We start from the raw sequence: 23,769 nt of genomic DNA, 5'->3' as shown, positions 1-23,769 counted from the left end.
CTCTTTTTTATCTGTTTAAATAATTGTTGATTAAGTATTGGATGTAATTTGCTTTCTCGCGGCTCACTTCTGCGGCAATCGCTTCAATGATTTCTGCACGCTGGGCAGCATTTGTTATGTTAATGTTGTATCTTCTTAAAATCCCGATCACTTTATTGGCTTCCTGCATGGAAACCGGAAACTGATACTGTCCTGCCAATTGAACGAGCTCCTGGGCAGTAAGCTGATTTAATTTCGAGTTGACCATGTGGACCATAAAAGGATTCATTTTATCCCCTCCTATTCACCCTATCCTATGAAGGAGCGGAAAAAAAGTGAACAAAAAAAGCCGCTTAGAGCGGCTTTTTAGTAATTTATATCACAGAATGAAACATGAAATTTATCAGAAATAATAAGGCGATTACATACAGTGGTACAGGGATCTGCTTGCGCTGTCCCACTGCCATTTTCAAAACGGGATAAGCAATGAAACCGAAGGCCAGCCCGTCAACAATGCTGTATGTTAAAGGGATGAGCGCGATGATCAAAAACGCAGGAAATCCTTCTGTAAAATCAGAAAGCGGGATATGCTGTATATTTTGGACCATAAGACCGCCAATAATGATCAGTACAGGCGCGATCGCTCCGTCCGGTATCATGCTGAGGAATGGAGTGACAGCAATCGAGGCAAGGAACAAGATCCCTGTTACGACACTTGTTAAACCCGTTCTGCCTCCTTCGGAAATCCCAGCAGCACTCTCTACTGTAGAAATGGTAGGGCTTGTACCAAGTATACCTGAAATGAGAGATGCGACGGCATTTGCCTGAAAGGCTTTTGGGAATTTTTCACGATCTGGCAGAAGGCCGTGAAGGAGCCCCATGTTTTCAAATGTAACAATCATCGTAAGTGAAAACGTAGCAATCCAGAATGGGAGGCTGAAGATTCCTTTGAAATCTGCTCCGAAAAAGAGCTCCATAAAGGGCGCCAATTCAAGCTTATTATGAGTATCTTCCGTGCCATGCGCCCAGCCGGTAAGGTAACCGATCAGGCAAGTAAGCGCAATTCCAATCAAGAAGCTGCCTTTCACTTTTCTTGAAAAAAGAAACAAGGTTACGACCAGCCCTATTATGGTGAGCAAAGTGGTCGGATGACCTAAGTGTCCAAGCTTCACAAAAGTAGTAGGACTGGCTTCAATAATTCCGCCTTTTTGCAGGCCGATAAAAGCTAGAAATAATCCAATGCCAACCGTTATACTATGCTTCAAAGAAGCTGGAATACTTTCTGACAATACATCCTTAAGCCGGGTTGAGGCAACAGCCAAAAATAAAATACCTGAGATGATAACAGCAGCAAGCGCTTCTTTCCATGAAAGCCCCATTCCTTGTATGATGGTATAGGTAAAAAAGGCGTTTACGCCCATACCTGGCGTCAAAATGATTGGAGCGTTCGCGTAGAATCCCATAAAAAAGCATCCGGCTACAGAAGTCAGGATGGTGGCAAGAAGTACGCCGTAATAAGGCATTCCTGCATCAGCCAGTATTAAAGGATTGACGATAATAATATAAGCAATGGTGAAAAATGATGTAACACCAGCAAGTACTTCCTGTTTTATGGAACTGCTGTGTTTCTCTAACTGAAAAAACTTTGATACGTTCAAGTGTTTCCCTTCTTTATTTACTTATCCCTCTCCCACCCAGCAGCCAAGAGCTGCCAATTAAAAATTATAACGCAATGCCGCCTTCTTGACTACTCCTTCTTTATAAAGGTTTCAAAGTGGAGGGGAAGTTGCAATACACAGAGCAAAGGATGATGGAAATGACATTTAAAGCAGTATGTTTTGATATGGACGGTGTATTGGTTAATACGATGAAAGACCATGTAAAGGCGTGGAACTATGCCTTTGGTGAGCAGGGCCACATCATTAGTGAAGATTACTTTTACGAGCTGGAAGGAATGCCAGGCATGCAGACCATTCTTCATGTCAATAATCGCCATCTGCTCAAATTATCTGATACTGAACAAGAAGAAATCTATCATAATAAAAGGTCGCATTTTATACAATATTCTACCTATGCCTTCTATGACGAAACCGTGGATGCCATCCGGGCTTTAAAGGAAGCAGGGATACCGATCGCTCTTGCTACAGGGAGCAGAAAAGAGTTTGTACAGGAAGTACTTGAAAAGATGCGGGTCTCATTTGATGCTGTAATTACAGGCGATGATGTTGAAAAAGGTAAGCCTTCACCAGAGCCTTATGAAAAAGTGTTTAAGCAGTTTTCATATTCAGCTGAAGAATGGATTGTCGTTGAAAACGCACCGCTTGGTATTCAGGCCGCCGATGATTCCGGTGCCTATGTTCTTGCGCTACTGACCACACTTCCTGAAGAAAAGCTGTTCAGGGCAGATGAAATTCTCAAAGATCACGGGAGGTTGAAGGAGTACTTGCTGAGAAAGCTGATGGGATGAGCTCGCTATTTTACAAAATGATAGGTTTCTTGTATACTTTATTGGAATTTAAATCGTAACCGTTACTATTAGATGGAGGCGCGTATGTCACAGCAAGCTGATAAACCAGCCGTTAAGATAGAGGATCTTTCCTTCCATTATGGAGACCGAAACGTTCTTGAACATATTGCATTTGAGATTCCTGAAGGATCGTTTATGGGACTTGTCGGTCCGAACGGCTCTGGAAAATCCACCTTGATCAAATGTATTTTAGGGCTGTTAAAACCGCAATCCGGCAAAGTTTTTTTGTTCGGAGAGCACTTGAGCCAATTTAAAAACTGGGATGAGATAGGGTACGTGTCCCAAAAAGCCAATAGTTTTAATACAGCTTTTCCAGCGACTGTCTATGAGGTGGTATCGATGGGGCTGTTCGGCAAAGTGGGCCTGTTTCGGTTTTTGACCAAGAAACATAAGCAGAAAATCATTGAGGCGATTGAAGCCGTAGGCATGACACCTTACTTGAATCGAAATATTGGTGAACTTTCGGGCGGCCAGCAGCAAAGGGTGTTCATCGCGAGGGCGCTTGTCAGCGACCCGAATCTGCTTATCCTGGATGAACCGACTGTCGGTGTCGATTCTGCATCGGTTTCCAGCTTTTATCAGATGCTGAAGAACCTGAACCGCGAGAAAGGCCTGACACTGCTCCTTGTTACACATGATGTAGGTGTCATGTCTGACTATGTCACCCATGTGGCCTGTTTGAATAAACAGCTGCACTTTCATGGCAATACAGCTGAGTTTGAGAAAACCTCTAAAGAAGGCTTTTCACAAATGTATGGGCACCATGTCCATGTAATAGAACATCAACATTAACCGGAGGAAGAGTGGATGTCATTCCCGTTTTTTCAATATGATTTTTTGCAGAATGCATTTCTTACAGGGATTATGATTGGTCTATTGGCCCCTGTACTTGGTGTGTTTATTGTTGTTAGAAGGCAATCTTTAATTGCAGATGCACTGTCTCATATTACACTGGCAGGAATTGCAGCAAACCTGATGCTGGGCCGTAACGTCGGATTCTTCAGCGGGCTGAATCCTCTATATATGGGGATGGTATTCTCGGTCGGGGGCGCAGTGGGGATCGAACAGCTCCGCAAAGTATATAAGCATTATGAAGAACTTGCCATACCAATTATCATGTCAGCCGGAATCGGACTGAGTGTTATTTTTATCTCACTTGCGAATGGTTTTAACACGGACTTATTCAATTATTTATTCGGAAGCGTGCTGGCTGTAAAAGAATCCGATGTATGGACAATCTTTTTTATTCTTTTGCTTGTGTTTGCCTTTGTACTTTTTTTATATAAAGAATTATTTGTGCTCTCCTTTGATGAGGAGCAGGCTGCCGTTTCTGGAATTAGAGGAAAGTGGATACAGTTTCTATTCATTGTCATGGTGGCTCTTGTCATTGCTTCTTCCATGAAAATTGTAGGGATTTTGCTTGTTTCTTCTTTGATGACATTGCCGGTTGCAGCCAGTATCCGGCTTGCGAACGGGTTTAAGCAGACATTTGTTTTGTCTGTCATCTTTGGCGAAACAGCGGTCATTCTTGGCCTCATTCTGTCTTATTATCTGGACTTTGCCCCTGGCGGCACTATCGTAATGATCTCTGTCATCATTTTATTGCTGTCGCTCTTGTGGAAAAAGCTGCGTTCCAGAAGAAAAATAGCGATTAACCAATAGTGGAGGTGCAGTATGGACGTTATAACCGCCATTGATTTATTGAAAAAGAAGGGCTATAAATATACCGATAAACGGAAAGACATCCTTCAATTGTTTTCCGATGAAAAAAGGTATCTAAGTGCCAGAGATGTTCAAGATTCACTGAAAGAGAATTATCCTGGATTGAGTTTTGATACCATTTACCGCAATCTTTCTACCTTCTCAGACCTGGATATATTAGAAGAGACTGAACTGGAAGGGGAGAAAAAATTCCGGTTCACTTGTCCTACACAGGAACATCATCATCATTTGATCTGTTTGAAGTGCGGAAAAACAAAGGAAATCAATGCCTGCCCGATGGAAAATGTAACCACAGATTTGTCGGACTTTACCGTTACCGGACATAAATTCGAAATTTATGGTGTCTGCCAGGGATGTGTAAACTGATTGAGGATTGAGGTATGACATTCCTCTAAATGTGGCAACCTAGCCATAAAAGGAGGAGAGTCATTTTGCCAACAGTAAAATGTAATGTAGCCAACTGCACATATTGGGGAGAAGGCAACAATTGTGTAGCCGATGCCATCCTTGTTGAAATCGATAAGCATGCCAACAATAGATACGATATGGAAGCAAGCGGTGATTTGAGCGGAGATGCCAATCACAAAGACATCGCCGATAAACCGGCTGAAACCTGCTGCCATACCTTCAAGCGAAAACAATGATAAGAAAGGAGCGTTTAACGCTCCTTTTTTATTTGCCGCCCAGCTTTTCATTAAATTAACAACTATATTTACCTTGTTTAAAGCCATACTAAAAACGCTCCACCAAAGAAAGTGAGGGATTTGGTATGGCAGAAGATAAAGAATTTGAATCGGAATACAGAAGAGAACCTGTTAACCGGGATTCGGATTACAGAGAGGAAATGGCTGCTGATGTTGTCCCGATCACGAGCGGAGCAGCTCTTCCTGAGTATGATCGTCCCCGAGACGAACGTGAGCATGTAGAAAGAGAAAGACATGAAGAAAGAGATGACCGCGGCCAGGCAGGAAGGGTAATCGGAATGTTTTCCGTTATCCTGTCTGTTCTGTCATTGTTCATTCTTCCTGTCCTTTTCGGGGCTGCCGGTATTATCGGCGGTTTTATTGCAGCTAGGCGGGGAGCAACCACTTCAGGTTACTGGGCGATCGGAATTGGGATTGCTTCCATTGTCATCAGTTTATTATTTGCCCCCTTCTTTTAAATACAGGAGCAAAAAAAGCCTGCCGGTTCATCCGGCAGGCTTTTTGTTATTTTACTAATTCAGCTTGTTGTTTGGCATGATGCTCTTCAGCCAATTTATCAATTTCTTTCTTCAGCTCATCAAGCAGCTGATCTTCTGGAATCTTGCGTACAATTTCTCCGTGGCGGAAAAGCAAACCTTCGCCTCTCGCGCCTGCGATGCCAATATCAGCTTCGCGCGCTTCTCCTGGTCCGTTAACGGCGCAGCCGAGTACAGCAACCTTAATTGGCGCACGGACTTTAGAGATATATTCCTCTACTTCATTGGCAATTGAAATCAGGTCAATTTCAATTCTTCCGCATGTAGGACAAGAAATAAGTGTGGCTGCATCAGATAGCAATCCGAACGATTTCAGCAGCTCTCTTGCCACCTTCACTTCCTCCACAGGGTCTGCACTTAAAGATATACGGAGTGTGTTTCCGATTCCTTTGCTGAGGATAACACCCAATCCTGCTGCACTTTTTACGGTTCCGGCAAAAAGAGTGCCGGATTCGGTGATGCCGAGATGAAGAGGGTAATCAAAAGCCTTAGCTGCTTTTTCATACGCTTCGATCGCCAAGTTAACATCAGAAGCCTTCATGGACACGATAATGTCATGAAAATCAAGATCTTCGAGAATCTTAATATGATCAAGTGCACTCTCAACCATTCCTTCTGCTGTCGGGTATCCGTATTTTTCAAGATATTTCTTCTCGAGTGAACCCGCGTTAACACCGATACGGATCGGAATACCTTTAGCTTTTGCTGCTTTAACAACAGCTTCCACTTTTTCTTTGCGCCCGATGTTGCCCGGGTTGATTCTGATCTTGTCGGCGCCGCCTTCAATCGCTTTAAGAGCGAGCTTATAATCAAAATGAATATCAACGACAAGCGGGATGGATATTTGTTTTTTTATATCGGCAATAGCCTCTGCTGCGCGCATGTCAGGACAGGCGACGCGGACAATTTGGCATCCTGCCTCTTCAAGGCGTTTGATTTCTGCAACAGTAGCTTCAACATCATGTGTTTTTGTAGTCGTCATGCTTTGAACGATTACCTGGTCGTTGCCGCCGATCGTTAAAGGGCCTACTTTGACAGGTCTCGTTTTTGAACGATGCGTAATTTCACTCATTGGTGAACCGCTCCTTTAATTTCTAGTATGACAGATATAAAGCAACATCTGTACAGTAGTACATTTTATCAAGGGTTCCTTTAGTTTGGCAAGAAATCTAATGTTTTAGTTCTTTATAGACCGGAAAATTATACATCTTTCCAACTTGAATGCTTTCAGGCCGAATATAGTGATTATATCTCTGAAAGTCCTTAATAATCTCAGGAATCGGCTTGGAAAGGGAAGCGGGGTTCACTTTTTCAATGATCGAAAGAACGGTATCTCCAGAAGAAACTTTCACTTTTTTATAAGGTGTGCTATTTTTTATACTGACCGCAGAAACGGGGGCTGGTTTTGAGCTATAGGACTGTAGAGTTCCAATTTTGAGATCATACGCAATGGTATAAACAATAACTAGTGACAGGCAGAAGAGCAGAAATTTTTTCAAAGGCTTGTCCCCCTTTTGATATATGGAGAATATATATGCTGCGGCCTCTCGGTTTATTCCTTTAGACACCTATTTTTCAAGGATTAAATTGCTCCTTGAAAGTTATGTGGTGTAAAATGGAAATATATCTGCAAGAAAAAGAGAAAGATACAGGGTCAAAAAGGGAAATACAAACAATGAGGTGGAGTATAAACATGAAATGGAATGCAAAATGGTTAGTGCCCATAATGGTCGTACTTACATTCATGGTACCTTTAAAAGCATTTGCTGATGCAGCGCCTGGAGATGTAATCGTAACACTTGGGGAAGATCTGACACCGGACCAAAAGGCAAAAATCTTAGAAGAGATGGGTGTTGACTCTAACGTTGATTCCGTAAATGTAACGAACGAAGAAGAGCATCAATATCTCGGTAAGTATATTTCCAAAGCGCAATTAGGAACACGTGCAATTTCATCTTCAAAAATCACACTTGCTGAGAAGGGTAAAGGGCTGCATGTGGATTCGAAAAACATCAACTGGGTAACGGACAGCATGATTGTTAATGCTCTTGTAACGGCAGGGGTAAAGGATGCAGACATCTATGTTACTGCCCCGTTCGAAGTGTCTGGAACAGCTGCTCTTACAGGAATCCTTAAGGCCTATGAACAGAAAGCTAACGTAAATATCCCTGAGGAAAAGAAGCAAGTTGCCAATGAAGAGGTTGTAAGAACGGCACAGCTTGGTGATCGAATCGGAACGAAGGAAGCCACACAGCTTATTACAGAAATCAAACAAGAGCTGGCTAAACATCCGGTTAATAATGAAGATGAACTTCGTGATCTCATCAAACGGGTAGCTGAGCGTCTCGGAATTCAGCTGACGGATGAAGAGTTGAACGGACTCGTTTCACTATTTAACAAAATGAAGGATCTTAACATCAATTGGGATAATGTTCAAAATCAGCTGCAGAATGTCCGTGATAACCTCGATGGATTTTTAAATAAAGACGAAACTCAATCTTTTCTCCAAAAGTTCATCGACTTTATTATTTCCATTATTGATGGCATAAAAGGCCTGTTCCAAAAATAAGAAAAAGCAAAGAAGGAGCCTGGTCAGGGCTCCTTCTTTTTTTATCCTTTTGGCTGTGGAGTTTCCTTAATGGAAAGATGAAGAAAAACAGAAGCCACTGCCCAATAGATGAGAAAAGAGAAGGGGACGTCTGTATGTAAAAGTTTCATGATGGCAAAGAAAACAGTAGGAAGTGTAACTGCATAGGCAGACATGATCCACAGCTGCCTGTAAGAAAGCTTTCGATGGCTGATATTTTGCAGCACCAATCCGATGACGGCCAAAACCGTAACCCCGATAAACTTTAACGCGACTGTAAAGACATAGATAAATAAAAATAACAAAGGTATCAGAACAGGCAGCAGATCGAATAAAGTGTTTGTCCAGGAGCTGATATCTTTCTTGGTCAACTTCACATCGCCGAGGGTGTTGTAAGGAACCTTCTGAGTTTCCCCGCCAGATATGACGATGGCTTCGTTATGCAAAAGAGCGATCACATTTGTATAATCTGATAGATCATCTTCTTTTATTGATCCTGTTGTATCAAAAATGAAGGTTTCACTGCTGTCTGTATGAACAACAGGCTTTTTCAGATCGGCTGTTAGCTTTCCGTTTTGCAGCGAAAAGTCAGGAATCTCAGAAGTCATCGATTGCTTGAACTCTTCTATGCCCGATTTAAAGGCTAAAGAAAAGGCGATACCCACCGGGATTGATGTCAGCAGGATCAAAAAAAATACATAGCCTATGGCTTTGCCGATTCCCTGAAAACGGAGACGGGCAATCATTGGAGGGGAATACAGGCTTTTGAAAAAATGGTTGAAAAATCTCATTGAACTCCTCATTTCCTGAATGGTCTATATTAATTTTAGCGAATTATGAGGAAACAGACAATGAGGAGAACATTCCTTTGTAAAGGTTTTGCGAAGCGCCTTTACATGACCTTCATAAAACTAGATAATGGCATAAGAATGATTAGATAAAAGGGGTTGTAATTCTATTGGGTGTTCAGGATATGCTGTTTCAATTTTTAGGCGGGCTCGGCCTTTTTCTATTTGGAATTAAATATTTAGGTGAGGGTCTGCAAAACTCTGCCGGTGATCGGCTGAGGAACCTTTTGGACAGTCTGACGACCAATTCATTTACAGGAATTCTGGCTGGCTTATTCGTAACCATGCTCATTCAATCCAGTTCTGCCACAACGGTATTGACGGTAGGGCTCGTAAATGCAAGAATGCTGACGCTTAGACAGGCAGTTGGGATCATTATGGGGGCCAATATCGGTACTACTTTCACTGCCTTTATCATTGGATTTGATGCAGCGGGATTTGGTCTTCCCCTGCTTGCGGCAGGGGCATTCTTCGTTTTTTTTATCCGGAGTTACAAATATGTTTTCATCGGAAGAATTTTATTCGGCCTGGGCGGGCTATTTTATGGCCTTCAGCTAATGGGAGCAGGGATGGAACCTTTGCAGTCCTCCCTTGATTTTCAAAACATCACGGCACATTTAAACGATCAGCCTTTTTTGGGCATCGCCATTGGAACTTTGGCAACGATGATCCTTCAATCCTCAAGCGCGACCGTGGGCATACTGCAGCAGATGTTTTCAATGGACCTGATTCATTTAAACGGTGCCCTTGCTGTTCTTTTTGGTGATAATATCGGAACCACCATCACAGCTGTGATCGCATCGTTCGGGGCCTCTCAGAATGCCAAGAGAGCAGCACTGGTTCATGTGCTGTTCAATCTCATAGGGACGATTATTTTTGTGATTATCTTTATCCCTTACAAAGGGTTGATCCAATGGATTTCAAGCGGTCTCCATCTGGAGCCTGCCATGCAAATCGCCTTTGCGCACGGAATTTTCAACATCGGCAATGTTATTATCCTGTTTCCATTTATTTCATTGCTGGTCTTTACAGTCTCAAAATTGATTAAAGATGATCAATGGTCTGTTGACAGCAAGACGGTAAAATTGGACGAGAAAGTCATCAACAGTTCTCCGGAATTTGCCCTGCATCAAGCTAGGCAGGAGCTGCTGAAAATGGCTGACTATTCAAGGGAGGGTCTCAGCCAGGCGTTGCTTTTCTTCCAAACCCGGAAAAATAAGCATGCCGATACAGCCATGCAATATGAAGAAGAGATTAACCGGTTTGACAGGCAAATCACCAAGTTTCTCGTTAAACTTTCTATTCATTCTTTGTCCAAGAATGAATCTAAAGAGCATACGATGCTTCTCAATCTGTGCAAGGACATCGAAAGAATCGGGGATCATATGAAAAATATGATTGATCTGGTCTGCTTTATGGCACGAAATAATATTAAACTTTCGGAAGTAACGTCACGCGACTTTGAAAACATGATGATCCTGACCCAATCCTGCCTGACAAAAGCGATTATTTCTCTTGAGACGAACGATAAACCGATGGCTGAGGAAGTTCTGAACATTGAGGACGATATTGATGAAATGGAGAAAACACTGAGAAAGAAACACATTCAGGACATCAACAACAATTTAAGCACCGGTCAAGAAAGTGTGGTGTATGTTGACTTTATCAGCAATCTGGAACGGATCGGAGACCATTCTGTCAATATTGCAGAAGCAGTGCTTGATCGATAAACCTACTTAAAACACTACAGGAGGCTTACTGATGGATTATGTATATTGGATATTAATCGGCCTGTCGTTCGTTCTGGCATTCGCTGCCCTGATCTTTCCCATACTGCCTGGAGCGCTTTTTCTGGCTCTTGGGTTTGTGCTCTATGGAATTTTTTATTCCTTTCAGCCATTTACGCCCTTTTTCATCGGTGTAGAAGTGTTTTTGCTGGCAACTCTTTTTGTAGTGGATTATTTCAGCAATTTGTATGGAGTAAAAAAACGGGGCGGTTCCAAAGCGGCCATATGGGGCAGCACGATCGGCCTGCTCCTTGGCCCATTTGTGATTCCTGTTGCCGGCATCATCGCCGGACCGTTTCTGGGTGCGTTTATTGCAGAAATGATTATCGGGCGAAAATCAATAGGTGAAGCGGTTAAGGTAGGGTTTGGCTCAGTTCTTGGTTTTTTGGGAGGAACGGTTGCTAAGATCATCATTCAAGTGATCATGATTGGCTATTTTCTTTTTGTTGTATTATAAAAATAGTGCTTGCTAAAATGTTGGAGACGTGCTATATTTATGTCTGTCTCACCGAGGGCTTTCAAAATGGTCATGAAAAAAAGGTTTGACTTACATAGCTTAAAAATGATATAGTAATTCTTGTCCCTTAGAGGACAACATTGTTCCACAGTAGCTCAGTGGTAGAGCTATCGGCTGTTAACCGATCGGTCGTAGGTTCGAGTCCTACCTGTGGAGCCAAAATATGGCGGTGTAGCTCAGCTGGCTAGAGCGTACGGTTCATACCCGTGAGGTCGTGGGTTCGACTCCCTCCGCCGCTACCATATTTTTTTAGGCGATGGCGATCGTGGCGAAGTGGTTAACGCACCGGATTGTGATTCCGGCATTCGTGGGTTCAATTCCCATCGGTCGCCCCATTTTTATTTACATAATTATCTTAATACATAAAATGGACCCTTAGCTCAGTTGGTCAGAGCGGTCGGCTCATAACCGATTGGTCGTAGGTTCGAGTCCTACAGGGTCCACCATTTTTCAGCACATGGAGGTATACCCAAGTCCGGCTGAAGGGATCGGTCTTGAAAACCGACAGGGGTGTAACAACCCGCGGGGGTTCGAATCCCTCTACCTCCTCCATAATTTCTTAATTTATGTCATCGCAGGGTGGAACAACGAGCGTTACAGCATGATTTTGCTGCGAGTAACCTCGAGGGATACATTCCAATGATTACTCGAGTAGAGGAAGAGGTAAAGCCTCTGAGAGACAGTAATAACTGCGGAGGAATAATATCGTCCGTAACTTAATATCATCGCGGGGTGGAGCAGTCTGGTAGCTCGTTGGGCTCATAACCCAAAGGTCGCAGGTTCAAATCCTGTCCCCGCAACCAATAATACCTAAAGTGGCTCGATAGCTCAGTCGGTAGAGCAGAGGACTGAAAATCCTCGTGTCGGCGGTTCGATTCCGTCTCGAGCCACCATTTTCATACATAGTCAACCTTTGCCCATCGTGGTGAAGGTTTTTTGTTTGTAATGAGAAAACTTGTGTTTTAATATCTCCCATAACGAGGGATAAAAGAAGTCCAGCTATGTACATAATAAGCTTTGATTAAAGAGAGTTAATCGTTGAAAGTTCCGGGTAAATCTGATAATGTATGAGTTGGGATACTTATTAAACATTATTGTTGCTTAACTATGTTTTCAATTTTGGGGTTTTTTCTCCAAAATGAAATATAAAAAATGTTTACATACCAAGGAGGAGATTGATCATGGCAAAGTTTGAACTGCCTGCTTTACCTTATGCTGCAAATGCACTGGAACCACACATTGATGAGACTACAATGAATATTCACCACGACCGTCATCACAAAACGTATGTTGATAACTTGAACGCAGCACTTGAAGGTCAAGCTGAGTTTGAAAACAAAGGCCTAGAGGACCTTCTTTCCAATCTTGATGCATTGCCTGAAAACATTCGCACAGCCGTACGCAACAATGGCGGCGGACATGCGAACCACAGCTTATTCTGGGAAATCCTAAAACCAGGCGGATCCAACGAACCTACTGGTGAAGTAGCTGAACGCATCAACAGTAAATTTGGAAGCCTTGATTCATTCAAGGAAGAGTTTGCAAATGCTGCAAAAGGCCGTTTCGGATCTGGTTGGGCTTGGCTAGTTGTTAATAACGGTGAGCTTGAAGTAACAAGCACAGCGAATCAAGATAACCCTGTGATGGAAGGCAAAACTCCAATCTTAGGTCTTGATGTTTGGGAGCATGCATATTACTTGAACTATCAAAACAAACGTCCAGATTACATTAATGCATTCTGGAATGTAGTAAACTGGGATGAAGTTGAAAAACGTTATAACGAAGCAAAATAATGCAGAAAAGCCGGCCAGGTTCTTTGAAAAAGACCCTGGCCGGTTTTTTTATACTCTTTTTCTAATGATATACAATAAAAACCAATTCTTCGTTTGGCGAATAGCCCCTTTCAGGATGTGAAAACTACATGTGAATTGCAAAGGGGCGAGAACAAAATGAAGTTCAATTTGTTTGGAGACACGGACAGAACGAAAGAATTGCTGCTATTGCTTGTGGTTGGCGGGCTTTTTGCATTGAGTACGGCTCTGTCTAATACGTTTGTTAACATTTATTTATGGAAGCAATCCGGTGAGCTGAAGGATATCGCTCTGTATAATTTATCGATTGTGTGTACTCAGCCTGTAGCCTTTTTTATTGCAGGTAAGCTGACAAAAAAAATTGACAGGGTTATTGTACTGCGGATTGGCGTCATCATATTATCGCTTTTTTATTTGTATGTGCTTTTCCTCGGGAAGGAGGCAAGTGAGTATCTGCTCATTCTTGGCGGACTGCTCGGTGCTGGGCTTGGCTTTTATTGGCTCGCTTTTAACGTGCTGACCTTTGAAGTGACAGAACCTGATACAAGGGATAACTTTAACGGCTACCTTGGGGTGCTAACTTCCTTATCGGGTATGGTCGGCCCGATTAGCTCCGGATTCTTAATCTCGCAGCTGGATAAGTTTACTGGCTACCGCATCATCTTCAGCGTTTCATTGGTTTTATTTTTCAGTGCGGTTATCATCAGTTTTTTCTTAAGCAGACAGAAGGCCGAAGGGAAGTTTTTTGTCTGGCGGATCCTTAAGTCGAGAGAAACCAACTTAAATTGGGGCCGCATCCTAAATGCCCATTTTTTTCAGGGATTCAGGGAAGGGACATTCATTTTTTTGATCGTTATATGGGTATACATTATTTCAGACAGTGAATTTGCGCTAGGGACATTTGGTCTTGTTCAATCCGCCGTTTCTTTTGTTGGTTATTTTATCGTCTCCAGGATGATGACAAGAGATAGAAGGAAGAAATCCATCTTTGTCGGAGGATTGATCCTATTCCTTTCTCCGTTCCTATTTCTGCTTCAAGTCACGTTTCCGCTGCTTCTCTTTTATGGTGTGGTCATTTCCATCGCCTATCCGCTGCTGCTCGTTCCGTATGTATCCCTGACATATGATGTGATTGGCCGCTCGGATAACGCGGGGCCGATGAGGGTGGAATATATTGTGGTGAGGGAATTGTATTTAAATGCAGGACGGATTCTTTCTATTGTTATTTTGCTTGTTACGATCACTTACTTTAATGGAGACTACAGTATTCCGGTGCTACTGCCTGTACTGGGAGCAGGTCACTTTATCATTTATTTTTGTGTAAGATCAATTCGGTTTGCTACCCTTCAAAAATCTGAAATCATGTCGAACTATTCACAGAACAATTCAGACAAGGAAGATGGAACTAGGGTATGACATTTTTCTTTCGGAAACATTGATTTACTGTTAAAATTATTTTAGTAAATCAATTTGTCGAAAATGGAAAATTAGTATCGAACTATTTCCATACATAGGTAAGGGTGGAATGAATGACTAAAGAAAAAAAGAAAAAGAATCATGTACCGGTGCGTCTGAATGCGTTGTTTCTGGCTGTTTTTTTCCTTTTTTCAGTTTTGATCTTCAGATTGGGCTATGTTCAGATCGTACAGGGTGAAGAATATCACAGGTCCGCTGATAAAAAGGAAAATGTGACTGCAAGGCTGGATGCTCCGAGAGGGAAAATGTTCGACACACAGGATCGAGTGGTGGTTGACAACAAGCCGCTTTATTCCATTACGTATACCCGCACTCAGAAGACGAGTGCAGAGGACCGCCAGGCGATCGCAAAAAAATTGGCGGGCTATATTCAGAAAGATACAAAAAGCGTAACAGAACGGGATAAGAAAGATTATTTTATCTTTTTAAATAAAAAAGAAGTAGAAAGCAGGATCAGCCTGAAAGAGAAAAAAGGCCTGAGCGATGATGCTTATTACAATCTTATGCTTGATCGGATCACTAAGAAGGATCTGAAAAGCTTTACTCCTCATCAAATTAAGGTATTGGCCATCAAACGAGAGATGGACAGGGGATATGCCCTGACACCTCAGCGAATTAAGATTGGTGCAACTCAAAAAGAGATTGCAGCCATAAGTGAGCATTTGGCTGAATTGCCGGGTGTAGATATCAAGCCTGATGCGAAAAGGGATTATCCTTATGGTGACACGTTCAAGGCACTGTTCGGGCAAGTAAAACAGATCCCGCAGAGTAAGATGGATTATTATGTTTCACGGGGAAATGAGCGCAATGATCTAGTGGGGACCAGTTTCCTTGAACAACAGTATGAATCACTGCTTAGAGGACAAAAATCGAAAATGAAGTTTGTGACCGATAAATCGGGCAATCCGGTTGGTGATCCGGTTGAGGTTGATGGATCCAGGGGCAAAGATCTCATATTGACCTTGAACATGCAGCTTCAGCAAAAAGTGGAACAAGTTATTGAAAAAGAACTAAAACAAGCCAAGTCTGGAGGCTCCGCTTACGCGAACCGCGATTTGACATCTGCTTATGTCGTCATGCTCAATCCGGAAAACGGAGAAGTCCTTTCTATGGCAGGTAAGGAATATGATAAGAAAACAGGCAAATATAAGAATGCTCCATTTGGAACGGTTTATAATTCATTTGCCATGGGTTCTGCCGTAAAAGGAGCAACGGTGCTTACTGGACTGCAGCAAGGCGCGATCACGCCGAACACTCATTTTTACGATGCGCCCCTAACGTTTGGCGATGGCAGAAAGATGAAATCGCATGAAAGCTTGGGCAGTATTGGCCCTGTTAAAGCGCTGGAAGCTTCCTCGAACGTTTATATGTGGAATATCGCCATGAAGCTTGCCGGCTATGACTATTCCCATAAGCGTTACATTGACCGCCATGTCGACCAGGCTTTTAAAACCTTAAGAGATTCTTACAGCCAGTTTGGTCTTGGTGTGCCGACTGGAATCGATCTGCCGTCCGAAGCGACAGGTTATAATACAGGGGTCAGTGACCAATTGGCACAGGCGATGTTTTTTGCAATCGGACAATTTGATACGTATACGCCTCTGCAGATGGCTCAGTATGTCTCAACCATTGCCAACAATGGATACCGCATGCAGCCACATCTGCTGAAGGAAGTACGCGAGCCATCTGTTCAGCCTGGCAAAATGGGTAAACTCGTCTATAAGTTTGAACCGAATGTTATGAACAAAATTGAAATGAAGCAGGAATATCTTGATGTTGTCCACCAGGGATTTCGCCAGGTTATGGTCGGAAGCAAGGGGACTGCCGCAGCTTATTTTAAACATAAGAGTTATAATCCCGCTGGCAAAACCGGGACGGCTGAGGTGGACAAGAAATCCCGCTTAAACAATAAAACATTGATTGGTTATGCTCCTTATGACCATCCTGAAGTGGCTTTTGCCGTTGTTGTGCCGAATGTTCGCGAAGGCTCACTCAACAATGAGATCGGTGCGGCGGCACTTGATGAGTACTTTAAGTTAAAGAAAGACGGAAATAAGAAAAATTAACTAGATATGATGATAAAAAACACGTCCTTTGGGCGTGTTTTTTTATTGTGCATAAATTATTCTAGTTAGAAAAACATAGTACTGTAGTCTCGCTTTATTTACAATCTCTTTACATTCCGTTCAAACAGCGTTAATAATCGTCGCTTATTCTAGAAATGTAAAGTGATTAACAGAACTTGTTGGGGGTGTGCGATAGAGACAAGGAACACATAGAAGAAGCTAAATCTCTATCAAATCAAAAAATCTTTTAAAACCATTCTAGGGGGACCTAAAACATGAAGAAAATGAAATCAGCTTACCTTTTAGCAGTACTCGCTATGCTCCTCGTGTTCGCTACAGCATGTGGAAACAAAAACAATGAAGGTGCGTCAACAGATGGTGGCAAAAAAGCATCAGGCTCTATCGTTATCTCCGGATCAAGTGCAATGCAGCCGCTCGTTGCAGCAGCAGCAGAACAATTTAAACAAGATAACCCTGACGCTGATATTCAAGTACAAGCAGGCGGAAGCGGAACTGGCTTGAGCCAAGTATCTGAAGGCGCTGTAAAGATCGGTAACTCTGATGTTTTCGCTGAAGAAAAAGAAGGAATCCCAGCTGACAAGCTTAAAGATCACCAAGTTGCAGTAGTCGGAATGTCTGCAGCAGTTAACCCTGAAGTAGGCATTAAAGATATTTCTAAAAAAGACCTAATCAAAGTATTCACAGGGAAAGTTAAAAACTGGAAAGAGCTTGGCGGAAAAGACCAAAAGATCGCTTTAATCAACCGTCCTGATTCTTCTGGAACTCGTGCTACATTCGTAAAATACGGTCTTGACGGCAACACACCTGTTGAAGGTGCAGCTACAGAAGATTCTTCTAACACAGTTCAAAAGCTAATCAAAGAAACTCCTGGTGCAGTCGGATACCTTGCTTTCTCTTACTTCACAGATAACAGCGGTGTGACACCACTTAGCATTGACGGAGTTAAACCAACTGATGAAAATGTACAAACAGGTAAATTCCCAATCTGGGCTTATGAGCACTCATATACTAAAGGAGAGCCAAAAGGCTTGGAAAAACAGTTCCTTGATTATTTAATGAGCGATGACATTCAAAATAAACTTGTTCCTGATCAAGGATACATCCCTGCAAGCAAAATGGAAGTTAAACGTGATGCCGAAGGGAAAGTTACGAAAAAGTAACCATAAAGAAAGTTAAGAATGCTTAATCAGGGTAAGTATCCATATTGAATTGGATATTTACCCTGTTAGGGCGTTTTGGGGAGGTACGAAAATGGATATTAAGACAATGACAGCCAGTCAAAGGCTGCTGAAAAAATCAAACAAGTCTGCACTTCAAATGGAAATGCGGGGTAAGTCCATAGTGTTAATCAGTGCGCTGATCATTATAAGTGCCACGATTGCTATAACGATTTTCCTAGGTACTAAAGGATTACAAGCCTTTTTTAATAACGGGGTAAGTATTTATGAATTTTTAACCAGCACGAACTGGAATCCAACCAACGCAGAGAGTCCAGCCTATGGTGCCCTACCATTCATAATTGGTTCTTTTGCTGTTACCATCCTATCTGCTTTAATTGCAGCACCTCTTGGTATTGGCGGTGCAATCTTTATGACGGAAATTGCTCCTTCCTGGGGAAAAAAGATTCTCCAGCCGGTTATTGAATTGCTTGTTGGTATTCCATCTGTTGTTTATGGATTCATCGGCCTTTCCGTTCTTGTTCCGTTCCTCCGCGATACAGTGGGCGGACAAGGTTTCAGTTTGCTCGCAGGTATGATTGTCCTTTCCATTATGATTCTCCCTACAGTAACAAGTATCGCTACAGATGCGATGAGCTCGTTGCCAAAGGGGCTAAGGGAATCTTCTTACGCGATCGGTGCGACACGTTGGCAAACCATTTGGAGAGTACTGATTCCTGCGGCTATGCCCACACTTTTAACCGCTGTTGTTCTTGGGATGGCTCGTGCGTTCGGTGAAGCACTTGCTGTTCAGATGGTCATCGGAAACGTTCGTACACTTCCATCTGCGATCACTGATCCATCAGCTACATTAACGACCATCATTACGTTGAACATGGGGCATACCACCTTTGGCAGCGTGGAAAATAATGTTCTTTGGTCGCTTGCGCTTATTCTTTTAGCGATGTCCTTTATCTTTATCATCTTAATTCGCTATCTTTCTTCAAGGAGGCAGTTCTAATGAACAGCAAAGTTACAGACCGCATTGCTACTTTTATTTTTTACTTGATCGCAGCAACGATCGTTACTGTTCTAGTTGGACTGCTCGGATATATTATTTTTCATGGTTTTTCAAAGCTTAACCTTGAATTTTTAACCTCTCCATCAAGCTCTTTCAGAGCAGGCGGAGGTATTGGGAACCAGCTTTTTAACTCTTTCTATATTCTCTTCCTAACCATGGTGTTCACGATTCCGCTTGGACTTGGAGGCGGAATTTACATGGCAGAATATGCACGTCCAGGGAAGCTGACAAATGCGATCAGAACATGTATTGAAGTATTGGCTTCATTGCCATCGATTGTCATCGGTATGTTTGGATTATTAATGTTCGTTAATCTTACAGGCTGGGGATATTCAATCCTCGGCGGCGCACTGGCACTTACAGTGTTTAATCTTCCTGTTATGGTAAGGGTTTGTGAAGATGCCCTCCGTACGGTTCAAAGAGACCAAAAAGAAGCTAGTCTTGCTCTCGGAATCACACACTGGCACACGATCAAAACGGTCCTGCTGCCGGCCGCATTTCCAAGCATTCTGACTGGAGCGATTCTTGCATCAGGACGTGTGTTCGGTGAAGCTGCAGCATTGCTCTTTACGGCAGGACTTACAACGCCAACGCTTGATTTTGCAAACTGGAATCCGTTTGATTCGACTTCTCCTCTTAACGTGTTCCGTCCGGCAGAAACACTTGCGGTGCATATTTGGGCGGTTAACACACAAGGGTTAATTCCTGATGTGCGCGAAGTGGCAGACGGATCATCAGCAGTTCTGATTATCTCTGTATTGATCTTTAACTTGCTGGCCCGCTGGATCGGCAGTGTGGTTCACAGAAAGATAACAGCTTCTAAATAACTTTAGAATATAGGTGGGGTAGCATGAAAACTGTGATGGAACGAAAAAAAGAGACAAAACCATTGACTGAACAACCGAATAAAGAGAATAATCCGGTTGCTTTAAATATCGAAAACTTGAATATTTATTACGGTGACAACCATGCGGTAAAAGAGGTCAATTTTTCAATCGAGAAGAACGGTGTGACAGCGTTGATCGGTCCGTCAGGCTGCGGAAAATCAACCTTCCTTCGTTCCATTAACCGAATGAATGACCTGATTCCCGGGGCACGAAGCACAGGTGGAATTATCTATGACGATGTTAATCTGATCGACGATGACATCAATGTTGTTGCTCTTCGGAAAGAAATCGGCATGGTGTTTCAAAAGCCCAATCCATTTCCTAAGTCTATCTACAATAATATTACCCATGCTTTGAAGTTCAACGGAATCCGTTCGAGAAAGAAGCTTGATGAAATTGTGGAAGAAAGCCTTCGGAAGGCCGCTTTGTGGGATGAAGTTAAAGACAGGCTTCATGAGTCGGCTTTATCATTGTCTGGCGGGCAGCAGCAGCGCCTTTGTATTGCCAGAACCCTGGCCATGAAACCGAACATCCTTCTCCTTGATGAGCCTGCGTCTGCATTGGATCCTATTTCTAATGCTAAGATTGAAGACCTGATCATAGAGCTGAAAAAGGATTATACCATTGTAATTGTGACGCATAACATGCATCAGGCTTCACGTATTTCAGATAAGACCGCTTTCTTCTTAAATGGAGTGCTGGTTGAATTTGATAAGACAGATAAGATCTTCACGAATCCATCAAAAAAGGATACAGAAGACTATATTACAGGCCGCTTCGGATAAGGGGGATAATGATGGGACAAGCAGTATTGGCAACAGAGAAAACGGTTTTTGATATCAAGAATTTAAATTTGTGGTACGGAAAAAATCTGGCACTGAAAGATATCGATTTTACGATTTACAATAATGAGATTACAGCAATCATCGGACCATCGGGATGCGGGAAATCGACGTTTATCAAAACGTTGAACCTAATGATCCAGAATATTCCGGGAGTCAGGATGTCCGGTGAAATTAATTACGGCCATCATAACTTAATCAATGGAAAGGTGGACCTTGTCGATTTGAGAAAAAAAGTCGGTATGGTGTTCCAGAAAGCCAATCCATTTCCAAAGTCGATCTATGAAAATGTAGCCTACGGACCCAAAATTCATGGGGCAAAGAAAAAAGGGAAACTGGATGAGATTGTAGAACGTTCATTAAGAGATGTGTTTTTGTGGGATGAAGTGAAGGATCGGCTTAATACATCTGCTTTAGGCTTGTCAGGAGGCCAGCAGCAACGGTTATGTATTGCCAGAGCCATTGCCACCAAGCCGGATGTCATTTTGATGGATGAACCAACATCTGCACTCGATCCGATCTCAACTATAAAAATCGAGGAACTCGCTCTTGAGCTGAAGAAAAACTATTCCATTGTTATGGTTACCCATAACATGCAGCAGGCGGCAAGGGTTTCTGACCGTACGGCATTCTTCTTGATGGGTGAACTGATTGAATACGATCTGACGAGCAAAATCTTTTCCGCTCCTTCAGATAAGCGGACAGAGGACTATGTAACCGGACGTTTTGGATAATAAGAAGAGGAGTGACGAGAAATGGTGGTACGTGAAAACTTTCAGATCCAATTGAATGAACTTAAAGAAATGCTCGTTGAAATCGGTGAATTAACAGAGTACGCCTTAAAAGAATCCATGGAAGCGTTAAAGGAACAAAATGTGGATAAAGCTCTTGAGGTGATTGAAAATGACCAGCGGATCAACCAGCTCGAAGATGAGATCAATGACGCAGCAATCCTTCTTATCGCCAAGCAGGCACCAGTGGCTTCAGATCTGCGCAGAATCATTGCCGCGATTAAAATCTCTTCCGATGTGGAGCGCATGGCTGATTTTGCTGTCAATATCGCAAAATCAACGATTCGAATCGGTGAAAAACCACTGATCAAACCACTCGTAGATCTTCCGAGGATGGCTGATATCGCGATCGGCATGCTCTCAGATTCCATCAGAGCATATGTTGACGAAGATATAGTACTGGCGAAAAACCTTGCTGATACCGACGATTCCGTCGATGAACTGTATGGAAAGATTATTCAGGAGCTGTTAGAGCTGATGACCCAGCATCCAGAATCTCTCGCTCAGATCACCCAGCTGTCTTTCGTATGCCGCTATATTGAAAGAACGGCAGACCATGCGACGAATATCGCTGAAAACATTTTTTATCTCGTAAAGGGAAAACGCTACGGCTTAAATGAATAGCACAACAGAAAGGGAGTCAGCAGTTAAGCTGGCCCCCCTTTTTTTTATTTTGTTAATGAGTGTATTAGGTGAGGGTGTCAGCAAGCTTTTTGAAATTCATCTTGCTGTTCACCTTATAACTTCCAAACCTGACTTCCCCTTCAAGCTTATGGCTGCGGAGATATTTAAGGAACGATCTGCCGTCCTTGATGATCTTCTCTTTTTCAAGGAAGTCACAAACCTCTCCTGTGCTCATACCTCTTGAAACATGCAAAGTAGTGTTGTAGACTACTTTTTCTGCAGGTTTCCCTTCAGTAGCAGGCTCACTCGCTTTTGGTGCAGCAGCTGTCCGGCTTGCTTTGAGGGTTTGAAGTTCTTCGGTTGTAATAGCTGTCATATTTTTGGAGTGTAGATATGTATTGACTGTATTGTCATTTAATTCGGCTTCTTTTTCCGGAGGAGCCTGTGTAAAGTAAACTCCTGCAATTAATCCTGTAGCCAGGATCATCCCGGCTGAGAAACCTCTTAATGTATTATTTGTCATCATGAATCCCTCGTAATTAATTTATTTAGCTTTCTCGTTGATCATCATTTCATCTTCAAGCACTTTAAGCTTTTTCTTTACTTGATACATTTCTTTCATTAATTGAATCGAAAAGTTTTCAAACTGTACTTCCAGGTTATTGCTTTTGTCCTTGCGGAACGAGATGACGAGTAAAATGATTCCTAATGCCAATAGGGAAAAAATGATAATTTCCATTGTATCCTCCTCTTATAAAAACATACCACTTATTTTTATACCATAGTATTCATGTGAAGAGTAGATTTTTCGCCAAATTGTCGAAGTTTTTGCGGTGTTTCGACATCCCCTTTGACCACCTTATTTAGCAAACTGCTGCATCTGCTCAAAGATTTGTAGAAAAATGACGATTTTAAATACTATTCTGTAAATAGTTTGTAAAGCAAACGGTTTCAAAAAATTTACAAAGCTTATTCTATCAGACATGCTAAGCAACCTACATTTTTCTACAATTTCCGTTTATTGTGAAAAAATTTTTGTGATGATACGATTACTTCAAATTAATAGGGAGGCATATAAATACTATTCTGCAAGATGTAATAGACCAATGTCTAACTAAACGACCGGGGTGAAAAATATGATTAATGAGATCGTCAAAATGAAGGAAAAGGGTCTTACCCTTCAGCAGATCGCCGAAAAGATGAACCTCTCACTCGGCAAAGTGCAATACCGGTGGAACAAGTATCGGCAAGAAGCCGGAAAAGTGAGGGAAGAGGAGAATGCAGAGGAACTGATTCTGGCAGATCCTCCAAAACAGGAGCATAGCATCCAGTGGGTGATGCCATACGAATTTGACGAAGATACTTTGTTTGCCATGGTTCAGTCCCCAAATAGTATTTATGTATACTGGAGTATTTCGTCCATGAAGCAAAAGATGGTTGAACACCACTTCAGAACTCCCTGGAGTGAACTGCCTAAACGAATGAAAATCTATGATGTTACAGATATCATCTTCCAGGGTCATAACGCACACCGAAACTTTGAAATCGAGATCCCTGAGATGACCAACAACTGGTTTATCCAGCACTTGGAACCTGATCGTACCTATGTCATTGATGTAGGAACAAGGACGTTTGATGGAAGCTTCTTCACAGTGCTTAGATCTAATCCTGTAGAGACACCGAGGGACCAGTCAAATGAATACCGTAACGGGAGCATTATGAACTGGAAGAATGGTAACGCTGATGTACCAGAGTGGATGGAAAATTTCAGCAGTTATTCATACTATCAAAAAATCAGATAGGAGC

26 protein-coding genes and 7 tRNA genes are annotated in these 23,769 nt (G+C 42.4%); 26 read left to right on the top strand and 7 right to left on the bottom strand.

Going from position 1 to position 23,769, the window contains the following annotated elements; translation table 11 throughout:
* Positions 1-7: 7 nt before the first annotated feature.
* Positions 8-268, bottom strand: a complete 261-nt coding sequence (locus tag LCY76_RS14130) for a DUF2624 family protein (RefSeq protein WP_053357853.1) — start codon at positions 266-268, stop codon at positions 8-10.
* Positions 269-353: 85 nt separating this feature from the next.
* Positions 354-1,637, bottom strand: a complete 1,284-nt coding sequence (locus LCY76_RS14125; protein ID WP_248253154.1) for an NCS2 family permease — start codon at positions 1,635-1,637, stop codon at positions 354-356.
* A 158-nt stretch (positions 1,638-1,795) separates the two neighbouring features.
* Here LCY76_RS14125 and LCY76_RS14120 point away from each other — a divergent pair, with 158 nt between their 5' ends.
* From LCY76_RS14120 to LCY76_RS14095, 6 genes are all read left to right on the top strand, one after another.
* Positions 1,796-2,446, top strand: a complete 651-nt coding sequence (locus LCY76_RS14120; RefSeq protein ID WP_248253153.1) for an HAD family hydrolase — start codon at positions 1,796-1,798, stop codon at positions 2,444-2,446.
* An 84-nt stretch (positions 2,447-2,530) separates the two neighbouring features.
* On the top strand, positions 2,531-3,298 hold the full coding sequence (locus tag LCY76_RS14115; protein ID WP_248253152.1) for a metal ABC transporter ATP-binding protein: 768 nt from the start codon (positions 2,531-2,533) through the stop codon (positions 3,296-3,298).
* A 15-nt stretch (positions 3,299-3,313) separates the two neighbouring features.
* Entirely contained in the window at positions 3,314-4,168 is an 855-nt protein-coding gene (locus LCY76_RS14110; protein WP_248253151.1) for a metal ABC transporter permease, read from the top strand.
* A gap of 12 nt (positions 4,169-4,180) precedes the next feature.
* A complete protein-coding gene (locus LCY76_RS14105) occupies positions 4,181-4,594 on the top strand; it encodes a Fur family transcriptional regulator (RefSeq protein WP_248253150.1) in 414 nt (137 codons plus the stop codon).
* 65 nt (positions 4,595-4,659) lie between these two features.
* Entirely contained in the window at positions 4,660-4,872 is a 213-nt protein-coding gene (locus LCY76_RS14100) for a DUF1540 domain-containing protein (RefSeq protein ID WP_248253149.1), read from the top strand.
* Positions 4,873-4,997: 125 nt separating this feature from the next.
* Entirely contained in the window at positions 4,998-5,390 is a 393-nt protein-coding gene (locus tag LCY76_RS14095; RefSeq protein WP_053357860.1) for a hypothetical protein, read from the top strand.
* 46 nt (positions 5,391-5,436) lie between these two features.
* Here LCY76_RS14095 and ispG read toward each other — a convergent pair whose 3' ends face one another.
* Complete coding sequence (ispG, locus tag LCY76_RS14090; RefSeq protein WP_248253148.1) at positions 5,437-6,540, bottom strand: flavodoxin-dependent (E)-4-hydroxy-3-methylbut-2-enyl-diphosphate synthase; 1,104 nt, start codon at positions 6,538-6,540, stop codon at positions 5,437-5,439.
* A gap of 97 nt (positions 6,541-6,637) precedes the next feature.
* A complete protein-coding gene (locus tag LCY76_RS14085) occupies positions 6,638-6,967 on the bottom strand; it encodes a hypothetical protein (protein ID WP_248253147.1) in 330 nt (109 codons plus the stop codon).
* 194 nt (positions 6,968-7,161) lie between these two features.
* Here LCY76_RS14085 and LCY76_RS14080 point away from each other — a divergent pair, with 194 nt between their 5' ends.
* The gene (locus tag LCY76_RS14080; protein ID WP_053357863.1) at positions 7,162-8,037 is read left to right on the top strand and encodes a DUF1002 domain-containing protein; all 876 of its coding nucleotides are present in this window, start codon (positions 7,162-7,164) and stop codon (positions 8,035-8,037) included.
* Positions 8,038-8,078: 41 nt separating this feature from the next.
* Here the strand turns inward: LCY76_RS14080 and LCY76_RS14075 are convergent, their stop codons facing one another.
* Positions 8,079-8,846 carry a DUF1189 domain-containing protein gene (locus LCY76_RS14075; RefSeq protein ID WP_248253146.1) on the bottom strand — a complete coding sequence of 256 codons (768 nt, stop codon included), beginning with the start codon at positions 8,844-8,846 and terminating at the stop codon, positions 8,079-8,081.
* A gap of 182 nt (positions 8,847-9,028) precedes the next feature.
* Here LCY76_RS14075 and LCY76_RS14070 point away from each other — a divergent pair, with 182 nt between their 5' ends.
* The 18 genes from LCY76_RS14070 to phoU all read left to right on the top strand — a co-directional run bounded on the left by LCY76_RS14070 (position 9,029) and on the right by phoU (position 21,963).
* Positions 9,029-10,633, top strand: a complete 1,605-nt coding sequence (locus LCY76_RS14070; RefSeq protein ID WP_272885740.1) for a Na/Pi cotransporter family protein — start codon at positions 9,029-9,031, stop codon at positions 10,631-10,633.
* A 31-nt stretch (positions 10,634-10,664) separates the two neighbouring features.
* Positions 10,665-11,147 carry a DUF456 domain-containing protein gene (locus LCY76_RS14065; RefSeq protein WP_248253145.1) on the top strand — a complete coding sequence of 161 codons (483 nt, stop codon included), beginning with the start codon at positions 10,665-10,667 and terminating at the stop codon, positions 11,145-11,147.
* A gap of 144 nt (positions 11,148-11,291) precedes the next feature.
* Positions 11,292-11,366: transfer RNA gene (locus LCY76_RS14060), tRNA-Asn, on the top strand.
* Between the two features lie 6 nt (positions 11,367-11,372).
* Positions 11,373-11,449 (top strand) — tRNA-Met (locus LCY76_RS14055).
* Between the two features lie 17 nt (positions 11,450-11,466).
* A tRNA-His gene (locus tag LCY76_RS14050) sits at positions 11,467-11,542 on the top strand.
* A gap of 34 nt (positions 11,543-11,576) precedes the next feature.
* Positions 11,577-11,653 (top strand) — tRNA-Ile (locus LCY76_RS14045).
* Positions 11,654-11,666: 13 nt separating this feature from the next.
* A tRNA-Ser gene (locus LCY76_RS14040) sits at positions 11,667-11,759 on the top strand.
* A 174-nt stretch (positions 11,760-11,933) separates the two neighbouring features.
* Positions 11,934-12,010 (top strand) — tRNA-Met (locus LCY76_RS14035).
* A gap of 14 nt (positions 12,011-12,024) precedes the next feature.
* Positions 12,025-12,100 (top strand) — tRNA-Phe (locus LCY76_RS14030).
* 288 nt (positions 12,101-12,388) lie between these two features.
* Complete coding sequence (locus tag LCY76_RS14025) at positions 12,389-13,000, top strand: superoxide dismutase (RefSeq protein ID WP_053357866.1); 612 nt, start codon at positions 12,389-12,391, stop codon at positions 12,998-13,000.
* 156 nt (positions 13,001-13,156) lie between these two features.
* A complete protein-coding gene (locus LCY76_RS14020; RefSeq protein WP_248253144.1) occupies positions 13,157-14,434 on the top strand; it encodes an MFS transporter in 1,278 nt (425 codons plus the stop codon).
* 113 nt (positions 14,435-14,547) lie between these two features.
* Positions 14,548-16,560, top strand: coding sequence for a peptidoglycan D,D-transpeptidase FtsI family protein (locus LCY76_RS14015; RefSeq protein ID WP_248253143.1), 2,013 nt, complete (start codon positions 14,548-14,550; stop codon positions 16,558-16,560).
* Between the two features lie 275 nt (positions 16,561-16,835).
* Positions 16,836-17,741 (top strand): phosphate ABC transporter substrate-binding protein, encoded by a 906-nt coding sequence (locus LCY76_RS14010; protein WP_053357869.1) that lies wholly within the window; start codon positions 16,836-16,838, stop codon positions 17,739-17,741.
* Positions 17,742-17,847: 106 nt separating this feature from the next.
* On the top strand, positions 17,848-18,759 hold the full coding sequence (pstC, locus tag LCY76_RS14005) for a phosphate ABC transporter permease subunit PstC (RefSeq protein ID WP_248254681.1): 912 nt from the start codon (positions 17,848-17,850) through the stop codon (positions 18,757-18,759).
* The gene (gene pstA / locus LCY76_RS14000) at positions 18,759-19,646 is read left to right on the top strand and encodes a phosphate ABC transporter permease PstA (RefSeq protein ID WP_062234955.1); all 888 of its coding nucleotides are present in this window, start codon (positions 18,759-18,761) and stop codon (positions 19,644-19,646) included. The genes pstC and pstA overlap by 1 nt, the downstream gene beginning before the upstream one ends.
* Positions 19,647-19,669: 23 nt before the next feature.
* Entirely contained in the window at positions 19,670-20,491 is an 822-nt protein-coding gene (gene pstB / locus LCY76_RS13995; protein ID WP_248253142.1) for a phosphate ABC transporter ATP-binding protein PstB, read from the top strand.
* An 11-nt stretch (positions 20,492-20,502) separates the two neighbouring features.
* Positions 20,503-21,282 (top strand): phosphate ABC transporter ATP-binding protein PstB, encoded by a 780-nt coding sequence (pstB, locus tag LCY76_RS13990; RefSeq protein ID WP_248253141.1) that lies wholly within the window; start codon positions 20,503-20,505, stop codon positions 21,280-21,282.
* A 21-nt stretch (positions 21,283-21,303) separates the two neighbouring features.
* Positions 21,304-21,963 carry a phosphate signaling complex protein PhoU gene (phoU, locus tag LCY76_RS13985; protein WP_053357874.1) on the top strand — a complete coding sequence of 220 codons (660 nt, stop codon included), beginning with the start codon at positions 21,304-21,306 and terminating at the stop codon, positions 21,961-21,963.
* A 64-nt stretch (positions 21,964-22,027) separates the two neighbouring features.
* Here phoU and LCY76_RS13980 read toward each other — a convergent pair whose 3' ends face one another.
* On the bottom strand, positions 22,028-22,486 hold the full coding sequence (locus LCY76_RS13980) for a hypothetical protein (protein ID WP_248253140.1): 459 nt from the start codon (positions 22,484-22,486) through the stop codon (positions 22,028-22,030).
* Positions 22,487-22,507: 21 nt separating this feature from the next.
* Positions 22,508-22,702 (bottom strand): hypothetical protein, encoded by a 195-nt coding sequence (locus LCY76_RS13975; RefSeq protein ID WP_091004644.1) that lies wholly within the window; start codon positions 22,700-22,702, stop codon positions 22,508-22,510.
* A gap of 397 nt (positions 22,703-23,099) precedes the next feature.
* Here LCY76_RS13975 and LCY76_RS13970 point away from each other — a divergent pair, with 397 nt between their 5' ends.
* The gene (locus LCY76_RS13970) at positions 23,100-23,765 is read left to right on the top strand and encodes a DUF4912 domain-containing protein (RefSeq protein ID WP_248253139.1); all 666 of its coding nucleotides are present in this window, start codon (positions 23,100-23,102) and stop codon (positions 23,763-23,765) included.
* Positions 23,766-23,769 lie beyond the last annotated feature (4 nt).

Origin of the sequence: Fictibacillus marinisediminis (genome assembly GCF_023149135.1) — a bacterium.
GTDB classification, from domain to species: domain Bacteria; phylum Bacillota; class Bacilli; order Bacillales; family Fictibacillaceae; genus Fictibacillus_C; species Fictibacillus_C marinisediminis.
This window is presented reverse-complemented; position numbering and strand designations above follow the sequence as displayed.